The following is a 20,955-nucleotide window of genomic DNA, read 5'->3' as shown; positions in this document are numbered from 1 at the left end:
CATGCGGCATTTCGACCACATCGACGCCGTGCGTCGCAAGCACCTGTTCTACCGCCAGCCTCGCCCGTTCGACCGGCACGGCGACCCGGCGGTGCTGGCGGTGGCGCTCGGCGCGACGCTGTACTGCCCCGCCACCCGTCCCGCGCTCGCCGCCGACATCGAGCGGGCCGCGCAGCGGGGCGTGATGAGCCTGGTCGTGTGCCTGGAGGACGCGATCGGCGACGACGAGGTGGCGGCCGGCGAGGCGAACCTGGTGGCGCAGCTGCGCACCCTGTCCGGCCGGGGCGCGGACGTGCCGCTCCTGTTCGTCCGGGTCCGCGACCCCCGGCAGATCGGCGACCTGCTCGGCCGGCTCGGCGCCGCCGCCGCGCTGGTCAGCGGGTTCGTGCTGCCGAAGTTCGGCCCGGCGGGCGGTGGAGCGTTCCTCGACGCGCTGGCGGACGCCGCCGACCGCACCGGGCAGCGGCTGCTGGCGATGCCGGTGATCGAGAGCGCGGAGGCGGTGTACGCGGAGACCCGCGCGGAGATGCTGCACGACGTGGCGCGGCTGCTGGCCAAGCACCGGCCGCGGATCCTGGCCGTCCGGCTCGGCGCGGCGGACATGTCCGCCGCGTACGGGCTGCGCCGCCCGCCGGACCTCACGATCTACGACATCCAGCCGGTCGCGGGCGTGATCTGCGACGTGGTGAACGTCCTCGGCCGCGCCGACGGCACCGGGTACGTGGTGACGGGGCCGGTGTGGGAGTACTTCTCGGCGGGGGAGCGGATGTTCAAGCCGCAGCTCCGCCAGTCGCCGTTCGACGCGCAGCAGGCGGCGCCGCTGCGGCAGCGGCTGATCACCTCGGACCTGGACGGGCTGATCCGCGAGGTGCACCTGGACAAGGCCAACGGCCTCACCGGCAAGACCGTGATCCATCCGAGCCATGTCGCGGCCGTCCACGCCCTGTCGGTGGTGACGCACGAGGAGTACTGCGACGCCGCCGACATCCTCGGCGTCACCGGGGGCGGGGCGATGGCCAGCTCCTACGCCAACAAGATGAACGAGGCGAAACCGCACCGCGCCTGGGCCCGGCGGCTGATGCTGCGCGCCCAGGTGTTCGGGGTCGCGGCGGAGGGCGTGACGTTCGTCGAGCTGCTGGAAGCGGCGGGCAGCCGGTGACCTCCGCCTGGGTGTCGTCGCGCCTCGGGGTGCGGCTGACGGACGGTACGCGCCCGGTGGGGGCCGGGCTGTCGTCCCTTGTGGGACTGGCCGTGCGCCGCAATCCGCGTCGTGCGCACCTGCTGGTGTCGGCCGTGCTGGGCAAGCACGTGCCGACCGACCCTCGGCTTGTGTACGGGTCTGGGCTGCTGCTGGGCGAGCTTGTGCGCGCGCGCCTGCGGGGCGAGGAGCCGTCCCATCCCGGTTCGCTTCTGTCGGAGGCGCTGAGCGGTGTGCCTGGGGCCGCCGCCGGCTTGCGTGACCTCATGCGTGCGCCTCGGGTGCCCGTGGACGCGATCGTCCTGGGCTATGCCGAGACCGCCACCGCTTTGGGGCATTCGGTGGCGGACGCTCTGGGCGGCGCCTACTACCTGCACTCGACACGGCGTCCCGTGCCCGGATTCGCCGCCTACGGCGGGTTCGAGGAAGAGCACAGCCACGCCACGAGCCATCTGCTGCTGCCCGCCGATCCGGCGATGCTCGACCGCGACGCGCCGGTCGTGCTGGTGGACGACGAGCTCTCCACGGGCCGGACGGTGCTGAACACCATCGAGGCATTGCACGCCGTCCGGCCGAGGAGCCATTACGTGCTGGCCGCCCTGGTCGACCTGCGCGGCTCCGCCGACCGGGCGCGGATGGACGATCTCGCCGCCCGGCTGGGGGCCCGCATCGACGCGGTGGCGCTGGCCGGCGGGCATGTCGAGCTTCCCGGAGGGATCCTGGAGGCGGGGCAGGCGCTCGTCGCCGGGCTCTCCGGCGGTTCCACCGTCCCGGACGGGCCGCCGTCCGGGGTGTCGCGGGCCGCGCTGGACTGGCCCGCCGGGGTACCGGACGGCGGCCGCCACGGCTTCCTCCCCGAGCACCGGACGCGCCTGGAGAAGGACCTCGCCCGGATGGCCGACACCCTTGCCGCGGGCCTTGACGACGTCTCGCGCGTGCTCGTGCTGGGCTTCGAAGAGCTGATGTACGCCCCGCTGCGTCTCGCGGAGGCGCTCGCCGATGCGCTGCCGGAGGTGCACGTCCGCTACTCGACGACCACGCGTTCACCTGTGCTCGCCGTGGACGACCCTGGGTACGCCATAAGAACTCGCCTGGTGTTCCCTTCGCATGACGACCCCGCCGACGGGCCGGGGGAGCGGTACGCCTACAACGTGGCTCCCGGCTCCGGTCAAAGCGGGTTCGACCAGATCGTGTTCGTGGTGGACGACATCGGGGACAGTGCGGCTCTCGCTGACGGGCTCTTGGAACGGCTGCGCGCGCTTGCCCCGGTACTGGTCGCCACCGTCCCCGCCCGTAGGAGGGACTCGTGAAGCCGCTGTACGGGCCGTCCTTCGGCAGCTACCCCGCAGAAGACGTCGCGTGGCTGCTCAAGGACCTCTCGCATGTGCGGCTGGAGGCGCCCACAGAGGAACGTGAGGCCGCGATCCAGGCTGGACGCGCCCACTACGCCGAATCGCTCCCGGTCGAGTACCAGCCGGGCCCCGAGTACCGGCAGCTCTTCCACCGGGCGCTGGAGGCGTCGGCGGAGCGGCTCGCCTACGCGACCGGGCTGGTCACCGAGATGGTCCTCGCCGAGCGCGGGCCGGGGGCCATCCTGGTGTCGCTGGCGCGGGCCGGGACGCCCGTCGGGATCCTGATGCGGCGCTGGGCCCGGTACGCGCACGGCCTCGACCTTCCCCACTACGCCGTCAGCATCGTCCGCGGCCGGGGCATCGACACCGTGGCGCTGCGGTACCTCGCCGAGCACCACGACCCCGCGTCAGTCATGTTCGTGGACGGCTGGACGGGCAAGGGGGCGATCACGCGGGAGCTGGCCGCCGCGCTGGAGGCGCATCCGTTCTCCGCCGACCTCGCGGTCCTCGCCGATCCGGGTCGGTGCACGTCCCTCCACGGCACGCGCGACGACTACCTGATCCCGTCCGCCTGCCTCAACTCGACTGTGTCCGGCCTGGTCAGCCGGACGGTCCTGAACGCCGCGCTGATCGGGCCGGGCGACTTCCACGGCGCGAAGTTCTACCGGGAGCTGGCCGGCGACGACGTGTCGGCCGTGTTCCTCGACGCCGTGTGCGCACGGTTCCCGGACGTGGCCGAACGCGTCGCCAAGGATCTGCCCGATCACCGTGCCGCCGACCGCGCCCCCGACTGGTCGGGGTGGGAGGCCGTCCGGCGCTGCGCCGAGGCGGAGGGGATCGACGACCTCAACCTCGTCAAACCGGGCATCGGGGAGACGACCCGGGTGCTGCTGCGGCGCGTCCCCTGGAAGGTCCTCGTACGGGCCGACGCCGGGCCCGAAGTCACGCACATACGACTGCTCGCCGGCGAACGCGGTGTGCGCGTCCATGAGGTCGAGCCCGGCCGGTTCCCCTACGCGTGCATGGGGTTCATCCATCCCCGCTTCGGCAAGGGAGCCGTCCAGTGACCGTCCTGGTGTGCTCGGACCTGGACCGCACGCTCATCTACTCCCAGGCCGCCTTCGCCTTGGGCGGCCCGGACGAGGCCATGCCGCGCCTCCTCTGCGTGGAGTTCTACCAGGGGGCACCGCTCTCCTACATGACCGAGTCTTCCGCGCGCACCCTCGAAGCCCTGTCGACGGCCGCGGCCTTCGTTCCGACGACGACGCGCACACCCGAGCAGTACCGGCGCGTCCACCTACTGGAAAAGCCGCCCCCGTACGCCATCTGCGCCAACGGCGGCCACCTCCTCGTGGACGGCGAGGACGACCCGGCATGGGCGGAGGCCGTCCGGCAACGGGTCGCCGACGGATGCGCACCGCTGGCGGACGTCCAGCACCATCTCGTCCAGTCGAGCGGTGACTTCGTCTTGAAGCAGCGCACGGCATCGGACCTGTTCGCCTACACGGTCGTCGACCGGACTGCACTGCCCGCACGCTGGGTCGAGGACCTCACCGGCTGGTGCGCCGAACGCGGCTGGCGGACGTCCCTGCAAGGCCGCAAGGTCTACTGCCTGCCCGCCTGCCTCACCAAGGCCGCGGCCGCCGAGGAGGTCGCCCGCCGCGCCGGAGCGTCCGCGATGCTGGCCGCCGGTGACTCGCTCCTCGACATCGAACTGCTCGAAGCCGCCGACCTGTCGATCCGTCCCGCCCACGGCGAACTGCACGACACCGGCTGGACGTCCCCCACGGCCGCCGTCACCACCGCGCGCGGCATCGCCGCAGGCGAGGAGATCGCGGAATGGCTCCTCGAACGCGCCACCGCACCGTAGAAAATCACGGCCCCGCACCCGCGCGCGTTGAGAATCGACACACCCGCAGGGGTCGCCGTGGCCGCGTTCTGAGGTGACAATCACGAGTGAACCCCTCCCGTGCAGAGGAGGTCACCTGGACCACATGAGCTCCCGTCTGACCGGCGACGAGACCGCGCTGTGGAAGGCCGCGGCGCGAGTGCTCGACGCCAACTGGACAGGCACGGCGACCGCCGCGTCGCCCGGCCTCTACCCGCACCAGTGGAGCTGGGACGCCGCGTTCATCAGCATGGGCCTCGCCCGCCACCGCCGCGACCGCGCCGAGGCCGAACTGCTCTCCCTGTTCCGCGGCCAGTGGGCCGACGGGATGCTCCCGCACATCGTCTTCGACACCCGCCTCGCCCGGCACGCCTTCTTCCCCGGCCCGGAACTGTGGCGCAGCGAGCGGCAGCCGGGCGCCCCGCGCGGCGTCCACACCTCCGGGCTCACCCAGCCGCCGCTGCACGCCCTCGCCGCCCTCCGCCTGCACGAATGCGCCACCGACATCGACAGCAGCCGGGCCTTCCTGGCCCGCCTCTACCCGATGCTGACCGCGCAGCACCGCTACCTGGCCCGCGCCCGCGACCTCGACTCCAGCGGCCTCATCGCCATCTGCCACCCCTGGGAGTCCGGGCTCGACAACAGCCCCGCCTGGGACCGGCCCCTCGGCGCCCTCCGGCTCCCGCCGTCCTCCTACGCGCCCGCGCAGCGCCCCCACACCCTCCCCACCGGCGAGGACTACGAACGCTACGTCCGCCTCGTCGCCCTCATGCGGGAGGCCGGCTACCAGCCCGCCTACCTCCGCGAAGCGCACCCGTTCGCCGTCGAGGACCCCCTCGTCAACGCCGTCTACCTCGCCTCCACCCACGCCCTCGCCGACATCGCCGAGATCGTCGGCGCCGATCCGGTGCCGCACCGCGAACGCGCCGACCGCGTCCACCGCGCCGTCCTCGACCGCCTCTGGGACCCCGAGACCGGCTGCTTCCGCGCCCGCGACCTCCGCGACGACCGGCTGCTGCCCGTCATCACCGTCGGCTCCTTCGGCCCCCTCCTCGACCCCGAACTGCCGGCCCCGGTCGTCCGCAACCTCGTCGACCTGCTCCTGTCGGCCCGCTTCGCCGGGGCCGCCGGCTACCCCGTCCCCACCTGCGACATCCAGGCCCCGGCCTTCGACCGCGCCGGCTACTGGCGCGGCCCCACCTGGATCAGCACCAACTGGCTCATCTGGTACGGCGCCCTCGGCCACGGCCTCCCCGTCGTCGCCGACCTGCTCTACGGCTCCACCATGCGGCTCGTCCGCCAGTCCGGCTTCCGCGAGTTCTTCGACCCGTTCGACGGCACCGGCCGCGGCAGCCACGACTACGCCTGGTCCGCCGCCCTCGTCCTGGACCTTCTCGGGGCCCGCCGCGCACCCCAGGCCGCCTGATCGCTTACCTTGTGTACATGCGCCTGCTCAGGGGCTCCGTGCCCGCCGAAGTCCGCGCCGCGCTCACCCTCGAACGCGGCGAACGCGTCCTCGCGAACGCCCCCACCCGCGGCGGATCCCACGTCATCGCCACCACGACGGCCCTGCACATCCCGGCGCCCTCCGGCGGCTTCACCCGCATCCCCTGGGAACGCGTCGACCAGGCCACCTGGAAGGACGGCGGGCTCCACGTCCACGAGACCAACGCCGGCCCCGAACACCGCGTCCGGCTGACCGACCCCGGGTCCGTCCCCGAAACCGTCCGCGAACGCGTCACCGCCACCATCGCCGTCAGCCACCAGGTCCAGCTTCCCGGCGGCAAGGTGCGCATCGCCGCCCGCCGCCCCGCCGCAGGCGGCGACGTGCGCTGGACCTTCGTCTTCGAGCCCGGCCTCGACCCGTCCGACCCGGGCCTACGCGCCCAGGCCGAACAGGCCCTGGAGGAACTGCGCCGCCAGACCGGCCTCTAGCCGGGGTACACCTCCGGCTGCTCCTTGCCGGCCTTGCGCCCAGGCACCTGCTCCGGCACCCGATCCTTCAGATCGTTCGCCTTCCCGCGCGCCGCGCCGGCGAACTCCTCGCCCTTGGCCCGCAGCATCCCGGCGGCCTCCTGCACGTTCGGATTCTCCGAAACCTGCTGCGACAGCCGCTTGATCTGCTCGTACCGCTCGCGCCCGGCCTTCGTCCCGAGGACGTAGCCGATCGCGGCGCCCGCCATGAACATCATGCGCGTCTTCATGCCAACTCCTACTGACGGCGGAATCGTGACACCCCCCATACCCGCCAACGACGCCCCCATCCATAACGGTGCGCGAACAGCCTCGGACATGCGCTAACCTAGACCCGCCGACAGGGGCCGAGGCCCCGCCGGACGTACGATCCCGCGTAGCTCAATCGGCAGAGCAGCCGGCTGTTAACCGGCAGGTTATTGGTTCGAGTCCAATCGCGGGAGCTTTTCTCTGCCCAGCAGATCCCAAGGTCAGGCCCCAGTTCCGATCAAGGAACAGGGGCCTGTGTGGTTTCGGGGGAGCCACCCGGCCACTCACGCCGGAAGACCGCGCCCATGGCATCATCACCCTGCGTGATCACGGCGGCTGGTGAACCGGCCCTCGGTGCGGCCTGACGATGATTTTTCCGCGCCGTGCTGGTCTGTCCGCCGATGACCGAATCACAGGAGGCTGACGCCATGCGGAAACTGACCTACGGCATGAACCTGAGCCTGGACGGCTACATCGCCGCGCCCGGCGACGACCTCGGTTGGGGCGTACCGAGCGACGAGCTGTTCCAGTGGTGGTCCGACCGGGTGGGGGCGACCGGCCTGGCGCTGTACGGGCGCAGGCTGTGGGAGACGATGAGTTCCCACTGGCCGACCGCCGACAAGCAGCCGGATGCCACACCGGCGGCGATCGAGTTCGCCCGCCGCTGGCGGGACATGCCGAAGGTGGTGTTCTCCTCTACGACCAGCACGGTCGACTGGAACACCCGCCTGGTCACCGGCGACGCGGTCACCGAGATCACCCGGCTCAAGGCCGACGACGGCGGCCCCATGGACATCAGCGGTGCCACACTCGCCGCGGCGGCCATGCGGGCCGGGCTGATCGACGGGTACGCGATCGTCACCCATCCGGTCCTGGTGGGCGGCGGCAAGCCGTTCTTCACAGCCTTGGACAACTGGGTGAACCTGTCCCTGGTGGAGACCCGGACGTTCCCCGACGGCGTGCTCCTGACCAGGTACGAGACCAAGCGCTGATTGCGCCGGTGTCCGATCAGGGGTTACTGGGCCGGTCATGGGGGGTCGGGTGGCCGGTTGCGGCCAAGAGGTGAGGGTGTCGGGTGGTGCTGGGGCGGTGGGGTTTGCGGGAGCGTGTCGGGCAGTGCTGTGATTCGTCCGGCCTGTCGCCTAGGAGGGGTGGAGCATGGAATCCGGAGCGGTGCTCGGGGGGAGGTACCGGCTCACCACGCGGCTCGGCCGGGGCGGTATGGGGGAGGTCTGGGCCGCCGATGACACGCAGCTGCGGCGGCGCGTCGCCGTGAAGATCCTGCTGGCGGACGTGGGGTCGTCGTCCGTGCTGATCGACCGGCTGCGCAGGGAGGCCGAGAACGCCGGGCAGTTGCAGCATCCGGGAATCACCGTCGTCCACGATCTCGGGGAGCACGACGGCCACCCGTTCTTCGTGATGGAGCTGCTCAACGGGACCGACTACGCGACCATCATCGCGCGGAGTCCGGGCGGGTTACCCGTCGGGCGGGTGCTGGAGACGGGTGCGGCCGTGGCCGAGGCGCTGGCTTACGCGCACCGGCGCGGGGTGGTTCATCGCGATGTGAAGCCGGCCAATCTGATGGAGCTGGCCGAGGGCGGTGTGAAGATCTGCGACTTCGGCATTTCACGCTCCGCCGATGCGGTCGGTGACCTCACCGGGGTCGGCGGGATGCTCGGGACCCCCGCTTATATGGCGCCCGAACAATATGAGGGGCGGCCCGCCGACGCACGGACCGATCTGTACGCCCTGGGCTGCACTCTCTACGCGCTGCTCACCGGTGATGCGCCGTTCGACGGGGAGACGATGCCGGCGCTGATGCGGCAGCACCTGACCGTTCAGCCGATGCCGCCGTCGCAGCGGAGGGCGGGGATTCCGCCGGAGCTGGATCGGCTGGTACTCGGGCTGCTCGCCAAGGACCCGGCTCAGCGGCCCGCCTCCGCCGAGGAGGTGGCGCAGTGGCTGCGGGGCATGGCGGCCGCGGCACCGCAGTTCGTGCAGCCCGTCGCCGCCGCGCAAGGGCCGTGGCCGGCCGGGGGTGCGCCCGGTCCCGGGTTCCCGCCGGGCATGGGGGCGCCTCCGCCGCCCGCCGGGACGGTGCCGCCGCCGATGGGCGGGATGCCGCAGACGGCGCCGCCGGTGCGGCGCGGACCGGGGCGGCGGGGATTCCTGTTCGGGCTCCTCGTCGTGGGCGGCGCGACCGCCGTGGGCGGCGGTGTGCTGGTGAAGGGCTACCTGGACGAGGAGGCGCCCGGCAATGCCCTCAGCGGCCACACCGAAGACGTACTGGCGGTGGCGTACAGCCCGGACGGCAAGACGCTCGCCTCGGCCTCCGACGACCACACGGTGCGGCTGTGGGACGTGGCCGGCCGGCGGCCCGTCGCCGTCCTCGACGAGTACCCCGACAAGGTCGGCGCCGTGGCCTTCAGCCCCGACGGCCGCATCCTCGCGGCGGGCGGCATGGGCGGCACGGTGCAGCTGTGGGACGCGCGCACCAGGCGCCCCATCACCAGTTTCAAGAGCGGCGGCATCCACGTCGGGGACCTGGCCTTCAGCCCGGACGGCACGTCCCTCGCCGTCGGCGGCGACGTCGATGTCACCGTGAGACTGTGGAACGTGTCCCGCCGGCGCTTCGTCGCCCAGTACGGGAACCCCGCGTGGGCCGGCGACTCGGTGGCGTTCAGCCCGGACGGGAAGATGCTCGCCGCCACCGGCAACGGCGCACCGAAGATGGTGTGGGATGTGCGGACCCGGCGCCTCATCACCGACTTCGACGACCGCACCGCCTTCGCCGTCGCGTTCAGCAGGGACGGCAAGACCGTGGCCAGCGGCGGGGAAGACGGCAAGGTGAACCTGTGGAGCGTGGCCACCGGACGCGTGACCGGCACGTTCGACGACCCCCGCAACATGGTCCAGGCGCTCGCCTACAGCCCCGACGGGAAGTATCTGGCCGCCGGTGACGCCGACGGCACGACGTGGCTGTGGGACCTCGCCACCAACAAGGCCACGGCCTTCAAGGCCCGGGTCAGGACGGTCTATTCGGTGGCGTTCAGCCCGGACGGCAAGACGCTGGCCAGTGCCCACGGCTTCGACAACAAGGTGCGGCTCTGGAAGGTGCCCTGATCCCGGGCGTCTTCGTTTCGGGAGCGCTGGTCGGGTAGATCGCCTGCGGACGTGCCTTGGGGGGAGGGGGCTGCGGGCGGCATGCTGGCGCTGGTCGGGATCTATGCCGTCGTGGCCGTCGCCGTGCCCTGGGCGCTCGGACGGTACCGGCGCGTGATGGCGTGCGCCGCGGCCCTCGTGCCCGCGGCCACGGCCGCCTGGGCGGCGACCCGGGTCGGGCAGGGGGATCTCAGCACGAAGGTCGTCTGGGCCGCTGATCTCGGGCTGGTGTTCGACTTCCGGGTGGACGCCCTGGCCGTGGTGATGCTGCTGCTGGTCGGCGGGGTCGGGGCCGTCGTCCTCTGCTACGCGGGCTGGTACTTCGAGCGGTCCGAGCGGCTGATGATCGGGACGCTGGTCGCGTTCGCCGGGGCGATGACGGGTCTGGTGCTCGCCGACAACCTGCTCGTCCTGTACGTGTTCTGGGAACTGACGACGCTGAGTTCGTTCATCCTCATCGGGCACACGCGTCCGGACCGGGTCGCGGACCGGCGGGCCGCCACGCAGGCGCTGCTGACGACGACGGCGTTCGGGCTGGTCATGCTCGCCGGGTTCGTGGTCCTCGGGCAGGGCGCGGGGACGTACCAGATCTCGGCGCTGGTCGCGGACCCGCCGGGCGGCACCTCGGCGCGGGTCGGTGTCGTCCTCGTGCTGCTGGGCGCGTTCGCCAAGTCGGCGCAGATCCCGCTGCACGCCTGGCTGCCCGCGGCGATGGTGGCGCCCACCCCGGTGAGCGCCTACCTGCACGCGGCGGCGATGGTGAAGGCGGGCGTCTACCTGGTGGCGCGGCTCGCGCCGGCGTTCGCCGGGCTCGATCCGTGGCGGCCCCTGGTGCTGGCGGTGGGGCTGCTCAGCCTGCTGGCCGGCGGCGTCGTCGCGCTGCGGCAGGACGACCTCAAACGGCTGCTCGCCTACGGGACGATCAGCCAGCTCGGTTTCCTCATGGTCCTGCTCGGCAACGGGACGCGGACGGCGGCACTCGCGGGCGCCGCGTTGCTGCTGGCCCATGGGCTCTTCAAGGCGCCGCTGTTCCTGACGGTCGGCGCCGTCGAGCACGAGACGGGGACGCGGCGCGCGGACCACCTGTCGGGGGCGGGGTGGCGGCTGCCGGTGCTGGCGGTCGCGGCGACCGCGGCGATCGCGTCCATGATCGGCATTCCGCCGTTCCTCGGGTTCGTGGCGAAGGAGGCCGCGTTCGAGGCGTTCGCGCACGGCGGTCTCGACGTCGTCGTTCTCGCCGGGGTGGTCGCCGGGTCGGCGCTGACCGTGGCGTACGGGGCGCGTTTCCTGCACGGCGCCTTCTCCGGCACGACGGATCAGGGGCCGGAAGACCCGTGGGGGCTGGTCGTGCCGGTCGTGGTCCTGGCCGTCGCCGGGTTCGCGCTGGGGCTCGTCCCCGCGGTGCCGCAGAAGCTGATCGGCCCCTACGCCGACACGCTGCCGGCCCATGGTCCCGGCTACGAGCTCGCGCTGTGGCATGGCCTCGGGCTGCCGATCTGGATGTCGGTGGTGGCGATCGTGGCGGGCGCCGGGCTGTACGGCGCGTTCGGCCGGACGTTCCCGGGACGGTCCACGCGGTGGTGGCTGCCCGACGCGCAGAAGGGCTATGACGCCGTGATCGGCGGCGTCATGGCGGGGGCGCACGCGGTGACGCGGCGGCTGCAGATCGGCTCGCTGCCGGTGTACCTCGGGGTGATCGCGCTGACGGTGCTGGTCGTGCCGGGGTCGGCGCTCGTGGCGGGCCTGGTCCAGGGCACCGGGCCGCGCTGGCGGGCGCCGCGGGGCTGGGACGACCCGGCGCAGCTCGTCCTCGCCGCGGTCGTGATCGTCTGCGCGCTGGCGGCGATGCGGGCGCGCGGCCGGTTGTCGGCCGTGGTGCTGCTGTCCGGCACGGGGTACGGGATGACCGGCCTGTTCGCCACGTTCGGCGCGCCCGATCTCGCGCTCACCCTCGTGGTCGTGGAGACGCTGACGCTGTTCATGCTCGTGCTGGTGCTGCGGCGGCTGCCGGAGCGGTTCCCGCCGCGGCTGCGGAAGGTCCCCGCGCGGGCCGCCACCGCCGTGATCAGCCTCTGCATGGGCGGGTTCGCCGGGCTCTTCCTGATGGTGGCGGTGCTGAGCCGGAGCGCCGAGCCGGTCGGGCCCGGCTACACCCGGGTCGCCGCGCAGGAGCACACGAAGAACGTGGTGAATCTGATCCTGGTCGATGTGCGCGCGCTCGACACCCTCGGCGAGATCACGGTGCTGGCCGCGACCGCGATGGGCGTGGTGAGCCTCGTGCTGACCGGGCCGGGGATGCGGGGGGTGCGCCGGCCGGGCGGCGGGGAGGCGGGGGAGGCGCCGCGGAGCCGCTGGCTCGCCACGCCCGGCCGTCCCCCGCTGGGCGGGTCGTCGGTCCTGCTGGAGGCGGTGGCGAGGCTGCTGACCCCCACGATCCTGGTGTTCTCGGTGTACCTGTTCTTCGCCGGGCACGGCCGTCCGGGCGGCGGGTTCGTGGGCGGTCTCGTGGCGGGCATGGCGTTCGTCCTGCGGTACCTGCCGGGCGGCCGGCGGGAGCTCGCCACCGCGCTGCCCGTCCGCCCCGCCGTCCTGCTCGGCGGCGGCCTGGGCATCGCGGTCGCCACGGGTGCGGGCGGCTGGGCGTCCGGCGGGGAGTTCCTGGCGTCCGGGAAGTTCGGGGGCACGGTGCCGGTGTTCGGGCACGTCGAGGTCCCCACCAACCTGTTCTTCGACGCGGGCGTCTACCTCCTGGTGCTCGGGCTGGTGCTGACGATCCTCACCACGCTCGGAGCGAGCCTGGAGGAGGAGCCGGAGGCCCTTGAGGTCCCGGCGGAGGAGCGGCCGTGACCGGGCCCGGCCTCGTCCTCGTCGTGGTGGTCGCCGTGCTGTTCGCGGCCGGGTTCGACCTGCTGATGCAGCGGTCCCTGATCCGGGTCGTGATCGGCTTCTCGCTGCTCGGCCACGGCGCCAACCTCGTCCTCCTGCTCGCGGGCGGGCGCGCCGGCACGCCGCCGCTGCTCGGCGCGAAGGGCCCGGGGCGGACGGCCGACCCGTTCCCGCAGGCGATGGTGCTGACCGCGATCGTGATCACCTTCGGCGTCACGGCGTTCCTGCTGGCGCTGGCCTACCGGAGCCGGCAGCTCCGCGGCGGCGACGAGGTCCAGGACGACGTCGAGGACCGCCGGATCTGCCGGGAACGGCGCCGCCGCGACGAGGCACGGGACGCCACGCCCCTGGAAGAGGAGAACCCCGGGCCGGAGGACGGCGCATGAACGTCCTCGTCCCGCTCCCGTTCGTGCTGCCGCTGTTCGGTGCCGCGCTGGCGCTGATCGCCCGGCGGCGGCGGACGTGGCTGCGGGTGCTCGGCCCGCTGGCCGCCGCGGGAAGCGTCGCCGCCAGTGCGGCGCTGCTCGCGGCCGTGTCCCGCGACGGCGTGGCCGCCGTCCAGCTGGGGGGCTGGGCCGCGCCGCTCGGCATCACGCTCGTCGCGGACCGGCTGTCGTCGCTGCTGCTGGTGGTGTCCAGCACGGTGCTGCTGGCGATCATGCTGCACGCCCTGGGGGAGGGCGCCGGCGGGACCGGCGGGCACGAGCCGGGCGTGTTCTATCCCGCCTACCTGACGCTGACCGCCGGGGTCAGCCTCGTCTTCCTGGCCGGGGACCTGTTCAACCTCTTCGTCGCGTTCGAGGTCATGCTCGCGTCGAGCTACGTCCTCATGACGCTGACGCCGACCGGGGAACGGGTCGGGGCCGGGATGACCTACACCGTGGTCAGCCTCACGTCCTCGATCCTCTTCCTCACCTCGCTCGGCCTGACCTACGCGGCGGCGGGCACGGTCAACCTCGCCGACCTGTCGACGCGGGTGCCGGACCTGCCGGGCGCGACCCGCACCGCGCTCGGCCTGCTGTTCCTCGTGGTGTTCGGCATCAAGGGCGCGGTCGTGCCCATGCACATGTGGCTGCCCGACAGCTACCCCGTCGCCCTCACGAAGATCACCGCGGTGTTCGCGGCGCTGCTGACGAAGGCCGCCGTGTACTCGCTCATCCGCGTCGAGACGCTCGTCTTCCCGCGCGAGCACGGCTCGTGGCCGATGCTCGTGCTCGCCGCCGGGACGATCATCGTCGGCACGCTCGGCGCGCTGACGCACGACGACATCCACCGCGTGTTCTCGTTCATCCTGGTCGGCCACATCGGCTACATGCTGTTCGGCCTCGCCCTGTTCGACGTCGCGGGGCTCACCGGCGCGATCCTCTACCTCGTCCACCACATCGTCGTGCAGGCGACGCTCTTCCTGGTCAGCGACCTCATCCAGGGCCACACGGGGGAGACGTCGCTGCACAGGCTCGGCGGGCTCGCGAGCCTGTCGGCGTTCATCGCCGTGCTGTTCTTCATCCCCGCCATGAGCGTGAGCGGCGTGCCGCCCACCTCGGGGTTCGTCGCCAAGCTCGCGCTGTTCCAGGCGGGCATCGGCTCGGGGAACGTCCTGGCCTACGCCGTCACGGGCGTCGCCGTGGTGGGGAGCGTCCTCACCCTCATGGCGATGAGCCGGATATGGACGCTCGGCTTCTGGCGTCCACGCCCGGAGGACGCCGGGGAGCCGCCCGCGTCCGGCTCCTACACGCGCGGCGGTGTGCGGCTCATGCAGTCGGTGACCGCGGTGCTCGTCGTCGCCGGGCTCCTCATCGCCGCGTTCGCCGGCCCGCTCGCTTCCTGGAGCCGGCAGGCCGCGAGCGACCTCGTCGACACGAACGCCTACCGGCACGCCGTCCTGGACGGAGGCCGGCCATGAACACGGGCGTCCGCCGCATCGTCTCCAGGTTGGGCATGGGCGTGTGGCTCTTCGGGGTCTGGCTGCTGCTGTGGGGACGGGCCGACGCCCTCATCGTGATCGGCGGCGTCGTCGCCGTAGCCGCCGTCTACATGCTGAGCCGGCTCCCCGCCGTCCCGACCATCAAGCGGGTACGGCCGGTGTGGCTCGCCGTGGCGGGCCTGGAGTTCTTCTGGGACCTGCTCGTCTCCAGCCTGGTCATCGGATGGCGCGCCCTCTACCGGCCGCGCCGGGTGAGAGGCGCGATCGTCGAAGTGGACGCCCGGACGCGCTCCGAACTCATCCTGCTGGCCGTCACGACGAGCATCTCTCTGCGCCCCGGCACCCTGCTGGTCGACCTCGACTGGGACCGGCACGTGCTGCGCATCCACGCCATGCCGGTCCGCTCCCGGAAGCAGGCGGACTCCGCGCGGGACGGCGTGCTCCACACCGAGCACCGGCTGATGCGCGCCCTCGTGACGTCCGAGGACGCAGCGGAACAAGACGTCTCCACCAGGGAGGACCGATGAGCATCGTCTACTCCGTCACCTTGGCGCTGCTGGGCGCCGCGTTCCTGATGACGGCCGCGCGCCTCGTCCGCGGCCCCTCCACGTTCGACCGCGTCATGGCGGGCGACATCCTCGCGGTCCTGCTGGTGAGCGGCATCGCGGTGCACGCGGCCGTCCACAAGGAGTCCGCGAACGCCGCGGTCCTCGTGGTGGTCGCGCTGATGGGCTTCGTCGGATCGGTCAGCGCCGCGCACCTGGCGGCGGCGCGGGCGGAGCGGCGGGAACGGGAGGAGCGGGCATGACCGCCGCCGCCGCCGCCGCCACCGCCGTCCTGCTCCTCGCCGGCTCGGCGTTCTGCGCGGTCGGCGCGCTCGGCATGCTGCGGTTCCCCGACCTGCTCACGCGGCTGCACGCCGCGACGAAACCGCAGACGATCGGGCTGCTGCTGATCCTCGCCGGGGTGGCGCCGCAGGCCGGCTCGGTCTCCGACGCCGCCCCGCTGCTGCTGGTCGCGGTCTTCCAGCTGATCACCGCCCCGGTCACCGCCCAGACCATCGGCGGCGCCGCCTACCGCGCCGGCGTCGTCGACCCCGCCGCCCTCACCCTCGACGAGACCGACCCCGGGGAACGCGACTCCTGAGGGACGGCGGGCACCCGCCCCCGCGGAGTGCCCGCTCCGGTGTCAGGACTGCGGACGGGATCAGGGCTGCGGGCGGTGTCAGGGCTGCGGGCGGTGGCGGGTGAACATGCCGGAGCCGCCCCAGCCGAGGCCGATGACGACGGCGCCGATGGAGGCGACGAGGCCGACGGCCCCCACGTCCAGCATGGCGAGAAGCGCGATCGCGAGCCCGTAGAGGACCGTGAGCGCGAAGAGGACCCGCCGGGCGACGCTCTTGTTCATGACCACGATCGTGTCGTGACCTGGCGGCCAGTAGTATCCACCGGTCGGTGGACAAAGAGGGATGCGGGGGACATGGCCGGGGAACCGGTGGCGCGCGCGGAGAACGTCTGGCGGCGGTCGTACCCGCTCTGGGACGCCTACTTCGCGATGGTGCTGGTCGGGACGATCGCCGCGACGGCCGCCGACGAGGCGCCGCCCGGCCGGCGGTCGGCGGCGATCGCGCTGCTCGTCCTGCTGAGCGTGGCGTACGTCGCGATCGGGCGGAGGGCGCTGCGGTCGCAGGAGGTGCCACGGCCCGGGTGCAAGGTCTACGCGGTCGCGCTGATCTGCATGTTCGTGCCCGCGACGCTGCTCGCGCCGGTGACGGCGACGGGCCTCGCCGCGCTGGCGCCGCAGGTCTACATGATGTACGGGGCGGGGCGCGGGTTCGCGCTGCTGCTCGTGCTGCTCGCGGTGTTCATCGGGCGGATGGGCCACCAGAACCATGAGCGGATGCGGCTCATCGAGGAGCTGGACCGGACGCGCGGCGAGCTGGCCGAGGTCAGCCGGGAGGCGGGGACGCTCGCCGAGCGGGAGCGGCTCGCCCGCGACATCCACGACACGATCGCGCAGGGGTTCGCGTCCATCACGATGCTGCTGCAGGCGGCGGAGGCCGAGGTCGGGCCGAACCGGCACCTGGAACTGGCCGCCCGCGCGGCGCGGGAGAACCTCGCGGAGACGCGGGGGCTGGTCGCGGCGCTGGCGCCGCCCGCGCTGGACGGCGGCTCTCTGGTGGAGGCGCTGCGGCGGATGGCCCGCGACTTCGACCTGCCCGCCGACCTCGTCGTGGAGGGCGAGCCGCGCCCCTTGGACGCAGTGGAGATCGTCCTGCTGCGGGTGACGCAGGAGGCCCTCACCAACGTCCGCAAGCACGCCGGCGCGACCACGGTGCGGGTATCGCTGGTCTACGGCGACCCGGTGCGGCTGACCGTCGCCGACGACGGCCGCGGATTCGCGCCGGACGAGGTCGAGCGCGGGTTCGGGCTGCGCGGCATGCGGAGCCGCGTCGAGCAGGCCGGCGGGACGTTCACCGTCTCGGGCGGCGAGGGCACCGTCGTCGAGGTGGTGATCCCGTGCTCCGGGTGATGATCGTCGACGACCATCCGATCGTCCGGGAGGGGCTGCGCGGCATGCTCGCCGCCGAACCGGACATCGAGGTGGCGGGGGAGGCCGCGTCCGGGGACGAGGCCGTCGCGCTGGTGCCCCGCGTCCGCCCGGACGTCGTCCTGATGGACCTGCGGATGCCGTCAGGGGACGGGCTGAGCGCCATCCGCCGGCTGCCGGGGCACCGGATCCTGGTGCTGACGACGTTCCAGGACGACGCCGACATCGTCCGCGCGATCGAGGTGGGCGCCGCCGGCTACCTGCTGAAGGACGCGTCGCGCACCGACCTCGCCGCGGCCGTCCGCGACGTCGCGGCGGGCCGGCGCGTGCTGTCGCCCGAAGTGTCGGCGCGCCTGGCGGCGGTCGGCACGGCACCCGCGCCACCGGTGCTTTCGGCGCGCGAGGCGGAGGTGCTCGCGCTCGTCGCGGAGGGCCTCACGAACGCGCAGATCGGCGAGCGCCTCTACATCGGGCAGGCGACGGTGAAGACGCACCTGCTCCGCATCTTCACCAAACTGGGCGTCTCCGACCGCACCGCCGCGGTGATGGCCGCGATGCAGCACGGCATCCTCTCCGCCCCCTGACCCACTGCTCGCCCATGCCATTTCGGGACGTAATGGTTGTAATCCGTCCTTCGTTAATTGCTTCATTTGGGTAATTGCTTCACGGGTCATCGTCATTGTTCTATCGTCGGAATGAGCGAGGCGGCAGTGGCGACACCCGTCTCGCGTGACCGGAACCACCGCCGCTTTCACCCCCAGGAGGCGATGATGCCCCGCCGTCCCCGCGAGCTCGGGATTCCGAAGACCCCCGTCGAATACTTCGGTACCGAACTGCGCGCACACCGCGAAATGGCGGGCCTTGGATGCCCGCAGTTCGCCGCCAAGCTCGGTTACTCGCCCCAGCGAATCGGCCAGGTGGAGCGGGGCGACGGCGCGCCGTCCGAGAACTTCGCGAAGGACTGCGACACGTTCTTCGAGACGAATGGGAATTCCTTCGCATCTGGGAGTGGATGCAGCGCGTCGGCCAGCTCCAGCTCCTTCCGCCCGGCTTCGCCGAATTCCTCCAGCGCGAGGCCGTCGCGCGCGTGATGCATACCTTTGAGGCCATGGCGGTAACGGGTGTGTTCCAGACGCGGGAGTACGCCTACGAGCAGTTGAAGGCGGGCCGGACTCCAGAAGAGGCCGAGGAACTCGTCGCGACACGGCTCGCTCGCCAATCGATCCTCGAAAGGGAGGATCCATGCCGTGTCGTCGTGGTCTTCGACGAGTACGCCCTTAGGAGACCCGTCAGGGGAGCGGAGGTCATGCGTGCTCAGATACAGCACCTGATCGCTCTGTCCGACCGCCTGAACGTCACGCTGCAGATCGTCCCGAGCGCGAAGGGCGCCTATCCGGGGATCATGGGTGCGTTCACGATTCTCGGCTTCGATGAGGAGCCGGATGCCGCCTATGTGGAGGGCCACGTGGGCGGGCAGTTGATCGAGCGCGCAAGCACGGTTCGGGCATATGCGCTACGTTTCGACTTGATCAGGGGCGCGGCGCTATGTACCGATGAGTCCCTGAAGCTCCTTCATACGATCTTGGAGGATCTATGAGCGGCCGTGGCGAGTCGAACATCCAGTGGCGGAAGAGCAGCCGCAGTACCAACACCGGAGGTGACTGCGTCGAGGCGGCGGCCCTTCCTTGGCGGAAGAGCAGCCGCAGCGGTGACACCGGAGGCCAATGTGTCGAGGTGGTGGGGATTGCCGCGGCGGTCGGGGTGCGGGATTCCAAGGATCCGGACGGGCCCAAGCTGGTGTTCGCGTCCGCCGAATGGCGCTCGTTCGCGAGGCGGGCGAAGAGCGGCGGGTTTGACCTGCGCTGACCCGCCGCGTTCCGCTTCTGCGCCGACCTACTCCTCGGTGGCAGGGCCGGCGCCGGACTCGAACTCGGCCAGGAGGTCTTCCTCGGTGGCGCCGCGGCGCCAGTAGCCGGTGAAGGTGACGGCGCGACGGTCCAGGCCGCGGTCCTTCACCAGGTGGCGGCGCAGGGCCTTGACCACGGCGGACTCCCCGGCGATCCAGGCGTAGGCGCCGTCCGGGATCTTCGCGTCGCGGACAGTGTCCGCGAGGGCGCCGGGGGAGACCCAGGTGATCTCTGTGCCGGCGGCGGTGGGCAGGTCGCGGCGGTCCTCCGGGTGCGGAACGTCGACGAAGACCTGCGCGGACGTCCCGGCGGGCAGCCAGGCGAGGTTCCCCGCGATGGCGGGCAGCGCGGTCAGGTCGCCCGCGATCACGACCGGGGCGCCGGGCGGCGGCCGGAAGTCGCAGCCGCCGTTGTCGGGGCCGGTCGGGCCGAGGATCGTGGCGCGGTCGCCCGAGCCGGCCGCCGCGGCCCAGCGGGCGGCCGGCCCGGACGCGCCGTCCATGTGCAGCGCGAAGTCGACGTCCAGCTCGCCGGGGCGGAGGCCGCGGACGGTGTAGGAGCGCATGATGCCGCGCTCGGCCGGGTCCAGCGCCCGCCAGTCGGCGAACCAGGTGGCGCCGTCGTTGTTCTCCGGCATGACGGGCGCGTCCTGGTGCGGGTGCGGGAGGAACACCTTGAAGCGCTGGTCCCGCCCGCCGGTGGCGAAGCCGTCCAACGACGTCCCGCCGAAGGTGATCCGGACCATGGACGGCCCGAGCCGCTCAGAGCGGAGTACGTGCACGTCGAAGAACGCGTAGGGGTGGGCCGGGGTCGTCATCGCGCCGCCTTTCAGCCGGTCTTCTTCGCGGAGTTCAGGGCGGCGGCGACCGCTTCGAGGAGCGGCGCGCAGCCCTCGTAGGAGAATCGGGGCTCCGCGTTCCACGGGACGACCTGGCCGGCCTTCACCGCGGGCAGGTCCTTCCAGGACGGCTTGGAGCCGAGGTCCTTCGGCTGGAGCGCCTGCGTGCGGGAGTCGAGCATGATGACGTCGGCCTTGTACTTGTCGGCGTTCTCCCAGCTCAGGTTCTCGAAGTAGCCGTTCTTGTCGAGGTTGCCGGGGACGATCAGGTCGACGCCGAGTTCCTTGTAGTAGATGAGGTCGGTGTTCATGTCCGGGCTGGACGCGTAGAACAGGTCGGGGCTCGCGGACGCGGCGAGGACCTTCAGCCCCGGCTTGGCCTTGGCCGCCGCCCGCACCGACTCGGCGGCCTTCTCGAACCGGGCCTTGGCGGCGGTGACCTTCGCCGACTTCAGGTCGGCGCCGAGGGCGGCGGCGAGCGCCGCCGTCCGCTCGACGGGCTTCGGCAGGGAGACGGAACCGGCGGAGATCGCGGCGCTCGGCGCCAGCGCGTAGATCTTGTCCTTGCTCTCGGCGGGGACGTAGAACAGCTCGCCCGGCAGGAACATGTTGTCGACGAGCAGGTCGGGGCGGAGCGCGGCGTACTTCTCGATGTTGAACTCGCCGAACGCGTTGCCGATGATCTCCAGCCGGTCGACGGGGAGGTTCCCCGCCTGCGGGTCGGGCCTGCCGTCCTTCAGCTTCGTCGGGCCGAACACGCCGACGAGCTGCCGGTCGATGCCGAAGTCGTAGAGGGCGGCGGCGGTCGCGACGTAGCCGACGATCCGCTGCGGGCGCTTCGCGACGTCGACCTTCGTGCCGCGGTCGTCGGTGAACGTCCAGGCGCCGCCGGGGGAGGCGGTGCCGGCCGCGCCGTCGTCACCGCCGCACGCGCTGATCAGCGCCCCGAGGGCGACGGCGCCGCCCGCGCCCAGGACGGCGCGGCGGGTGAGGTGACGAGCACCGGTGTGCGACATGCGAACTTTCT

General features: G+C 72.3%; 23 protein-coding genes and 1 tRNA gene. 20 read left to right on the top strand and 4 right to left on the bottom strand.

Annotated elements, in window-relative coordinates:
- Window position 1: 1 nt before the first annotated feature.
- From AL2_RS08690 to AL2_RS08665, 6 genes are all read left to right on the top strand, one after another.
- Window positions 2–1,159: an HpcH/HpaI aldolase/citrate lyase family protein gene (locus tag AL2_RS08690; RefSeq protein ID WP_067631723.1), complete on the top strand. Its 1,158-nt coding sequence runs from the start codon at window positions 2–4 to the stop codon at window positions 1,157–1,159.
- Entirely contained in the window at window positions 1,156–2,508 is a 1,353-nt protein-coding gene (locus AL2_RS38470; protein ID WP_067631721.1) for a phosphoribosyltransferase family protein, read from the top strand. Before AL2_RS08690 ends, AL2_RS38470 begins: the two co-directional genes overlap by 4 nt.
- A complete protein-coding gene (locus AL2_RS38465; protein WP_067631720.1) occupies window positions 2,505–3,617 on the top strand; it encodes a cysteine protease StiP family protein in 1,113 nt (370 codons plus the stop codon). Before AL2_RS38470 ends, AL2_RS38465 begins: the two co-directional genes overlap by 4 nt.
- Window positions 3,614–4,420 (top strand): HAD family hydrolase, encoded by an 807-nt coding sequence (locus AL2_RS08675; protein ID WP_067631717.1) that lies wholly within the window; start codon window positions 3,614–3,616, stop codon window positions 4,418–4,420. The genes AL2_RS38465 and AL2_RS08675 overlap by 4 nt, the downstream gene beginning before the upstream one ends.
- 124 nt (window positions 4,421–4,544) lie before the next feature.
- Window positions 4,545–5,864: an amylo-alpha-1,6-glucosidase gene (locus tag AL2_RS08670; protein WP_067631715.1), complete on the top strand. Its 1,320-nt coding sequence runs from the start codon at window positions 4,545–4,547 to the stop codon at window positions 5,862–5,864.
- A 17-nt stretch (window positions 5,865–5,881) separates the two neighbouring features.
- Window positions 5,882–6,373 (top strand): hypothetical protein, encoded by a 492-nt coding sequence (locus AL2_RS08665; RefSeq protein WP_067632515.1) that lies wholly within the window; start codon window positions 5,882–5,884, stop codon window positions 6,371–6,373.
- On the opposite strand, the gene AL2_RS08660 is transcribed toward AL2_RS08665, so the two are convergent.
- A complete protein-coding gene (locus AL2_RS08660) occupies window positions 6,370–6,642 on the bottom strand; it encodes a YtxH domain-containing protein (RefSeq protein ID WP_067631713.1) in 273 nt (90 codons plus the stop codon). The two genes, AL2_RS08665 and AL2_RS08660, sit on opposite strands and share 4 nt — an antisense overlap.
- 140 nt (window positions 6,643–6,782) lie before the next feature.
- Here AL2_RS08660 and AL2_RS08655 point away from each other — a divergent pair.
- The 9 genes from AL2_RS08655 to mnhG all read left to right on the top strand — a co-directional run bounded on the left by AL2_RS08655 (window position 6,783) and on the right by mnhG (window position 15,779).
- Window positions 6,783–6,855, top strand: a tRNA-Asn gene (locus AL2_RS08655).
- 234 nt (window positions 6,856–7,089) lie between these two features.
- The gene (locus tag AL2_RS08650) at window positions 7,090–7,653 is read left to right on the top strand and encodes a dihydrofolate reductase family protein (protein WP_067631711.1); all 564 of its coding nucleotides are present in this window, start codon (window positions 7,090–7,092) and stop codon (window positions 7,651–7,653) included.
- A 166-nt stretch (window positions 7,654–7,819) separates the two neighbouring features.
- On the top strand, window positions 7,820–9,784 hold the full coding sequence (locus AL2_RS39725) for a WD40 repeat domain-containing serine/threonine protein kinase (protein ID WP_083946210.1): 1,965 nt from the start codon (window positions 7,820–7,822) through the stop codon (window positions 9,782–9,784).
- Window positions 9,785–9,835: 51 nt separating this feature from the next.
- Complete coding sequence (locus AL2_RS08640) at window positions 9,836–12,670, top strand: Na+/H+ antiporter subunit A (RefSeq protein WP_210748164.1); 2,835 nt, start codon at window positions 9,836–9,838, stop codon at window positions 12,668–12,670.
- Window positions 12,667–13,095 carry a Na(+)/H(+) antiporter subunit C gene (locus tag AL2_RS08635; protein ID WP_067631706.1) on the top strand — a complete coding sequence of 143 codons (429 nt, stop codon included), beginning with the start codon at window positions 12,667–12,669 and terminating at the stop codon, window positions 13,093–13,095. Before AL2_RS08640 ends, AL2_RS08635 begins: the two co-directional genes overlap by 4 nt.
- Complete coding sequence (locus AL2_RS08630; RefSeq protein ID WP_067631704.1) at window positions 13,092–14,612, top strand: Na+/H+ antiporter subunit D; 1,521 nt, start codon at window positions 13,092–13,094, stop codon at window positions 14,610–14,612. Before AL2_RS08635 ends, AL2_RS08630 begins: the two co-directional genes overlap by 4 nt.
- Window positions 14,609–15,160: a Na+/H+ antiporter subunit E gene (locus AL2_RS08625; protein ID WP_067631701.1), complete on the top strand. Its 552-nt coding sequence runs from the start codon at window positions 14,609–14,611 to the stop codon at window positions 15,158–15,160. The genes AL2_RS08630 and AL2_RS08625 overlap by 4 nt, the downstream gene beginning before the upstream one ends.
- Complete coding sequence (locus tag AL2_RS08620; RefSeq protein ID WP_067631699.1) at window positions 15,157–15,441, top strand: MrpF/PhaF family protein; 285 nt, start codon at window positions 15,157–15,159, stop codon at window positions 15,439–15,441. Before AL2_RS08625 ends, AL2_RS08620 begins: the two co-directional genes overlap by 4 nt.
- The gene (gene mnhG, locus AL2_RS08615; protein ID WP_067631697.1) at window positions 15,438–15,779 is read left to right on the top strand and encodes a monovalent cation/H(+) antiporter subunit G; all 342 of its coding nucleotides are present in this window, start codon (window positions 15,438–15,440) and stop codon (window positions 15,777–15,779) included. The genes AL2_RS08620 and mnhG overlap by 4 nt, the downstream gene beginning before the upstream one ends.
- A gap of 78 nt (window positions 15,780–15,857) precedes the next feature.
- On the opposite strand, the gene AL2_RS08610 is transcribed toward mnhG, so the two are convergent.
- A complete protein-coding gene (locus AL2_RS08610; protein ID WP_067631695.1) occupies window positions 15,858–16,040 on the bottom strand; it encodes a hypothetical protein in 183 nt (60 codons plus the stop codon).
- Between the two features lie 72 nt (window positions 16,041–16,112).
- On the opposite strand from AL2_RS08610, the gene AL2_RS08605 reads away from it, so the two are divergent.
- From AL2_RS08605 to AL2_RS08585, 5 genes are all read left to right on the top strand, one after another.
- Window positions 16,113–17,165, top strand: coding sequence for a sensor histidine kinase (locus tag AL2_RS08605; RefSeq protein WP_067631693.1), 1,053 nt, complete (start codon window positions 16,113–16,115; stop codon window positions 17,163–17,165).
- The gene (locus AL2_RS08600) at window positions 17,153–17,767 is read left to right on the top strand and encodes a response regulator (protein WP_067631691.1); all 615 of its coding nucleotides are present in this window, start codon (window positions 17,153–17,155) and stop codon (window positions 17,765–17,767) included. Before AL2_RS08605 ends, AL2_RS08600 begins: the two co-directional genes overlap by 13 nt.
- A gap of 111 nt (window positions 17,768–17,878) precedes the next feature.
- Window positions 17,879–18,274 carry a helix-turn-helix domain-containing protein gene (locus AL2_RS40040; protein WP_369688485.1) on the top strand — a complete coding sequence of 132 codons (396 nt, stop codon included), beginning with the start codon at window positions 17,879–17,881 and terminating at the stop codon, window positions 18,272–18,274.
- Entirely contained in the window at window positions 18,196–18,780 is a 585-nt protein-coding gene (locus tag AL2_RS36150; RefSeq protein ID WP_245666452.1) for a DUF5753 domain-containing protein, read from the top strand. The genes AL2_RS40040 and AL2_RS36150 overlap by 79 nt, the downstream gene beginning before the upstream one ends.
- Entirely contained in the window at window positions 18,777–19,049 is a 273-nt protein-coding gene (locus AL2_RS08585; RefSeq protein WP_067631686.1) for a DUF397 domain-containing protein, read from the top strand. Before AL2_RS36150 ends, AL2_RS08585 begins: the two co-directional genes overlap by 4 nt.
- Before the next feature lie 27 nt (window positions 19,050–19,076).
- Here AL2_RS08585 and AL2_RS08580 read toward each other — a convergent pair whose 3' ends face one another.
- Window positions 19,077–19,907, bottom strand: coding sequence for a siderophore-interacting protein (locus AL2_RS08580; RefSeq protein WP_067631683.1), 831 nt, complete (start codon window positions 19,905–19,907; stop codon window positions 19,077–19,079).
- Between the two features lie 11 nt (window positions 19,908–19,918).
- Entirely contained in the window at window positions 19,919–20,944 is a 1,026-nt protein-coding gene (locus AL2_RS08575) for an ABC transporter substrate-binding protein (protein WP_067631681.1), read from the bottom strand.
- Window positions 20,945–20,955 lie beyond the last annotated feature (11 nt).

The sequence above is a fragment of the Actinomadura latina NBRC 106108 genome (assembly GCF_001552195.1).
In the GTDB taxonomy this organism is placed as follows: domain Bacteria; phylum Actinomycetota; class Actinomycetes; order Streptosporangiales; family Streptosporangiaceae; genus Spirillospora; species Spirillospora latina.
This window is presented reverse-complemented; position numbering and strand designations above follow the sequence as displayed.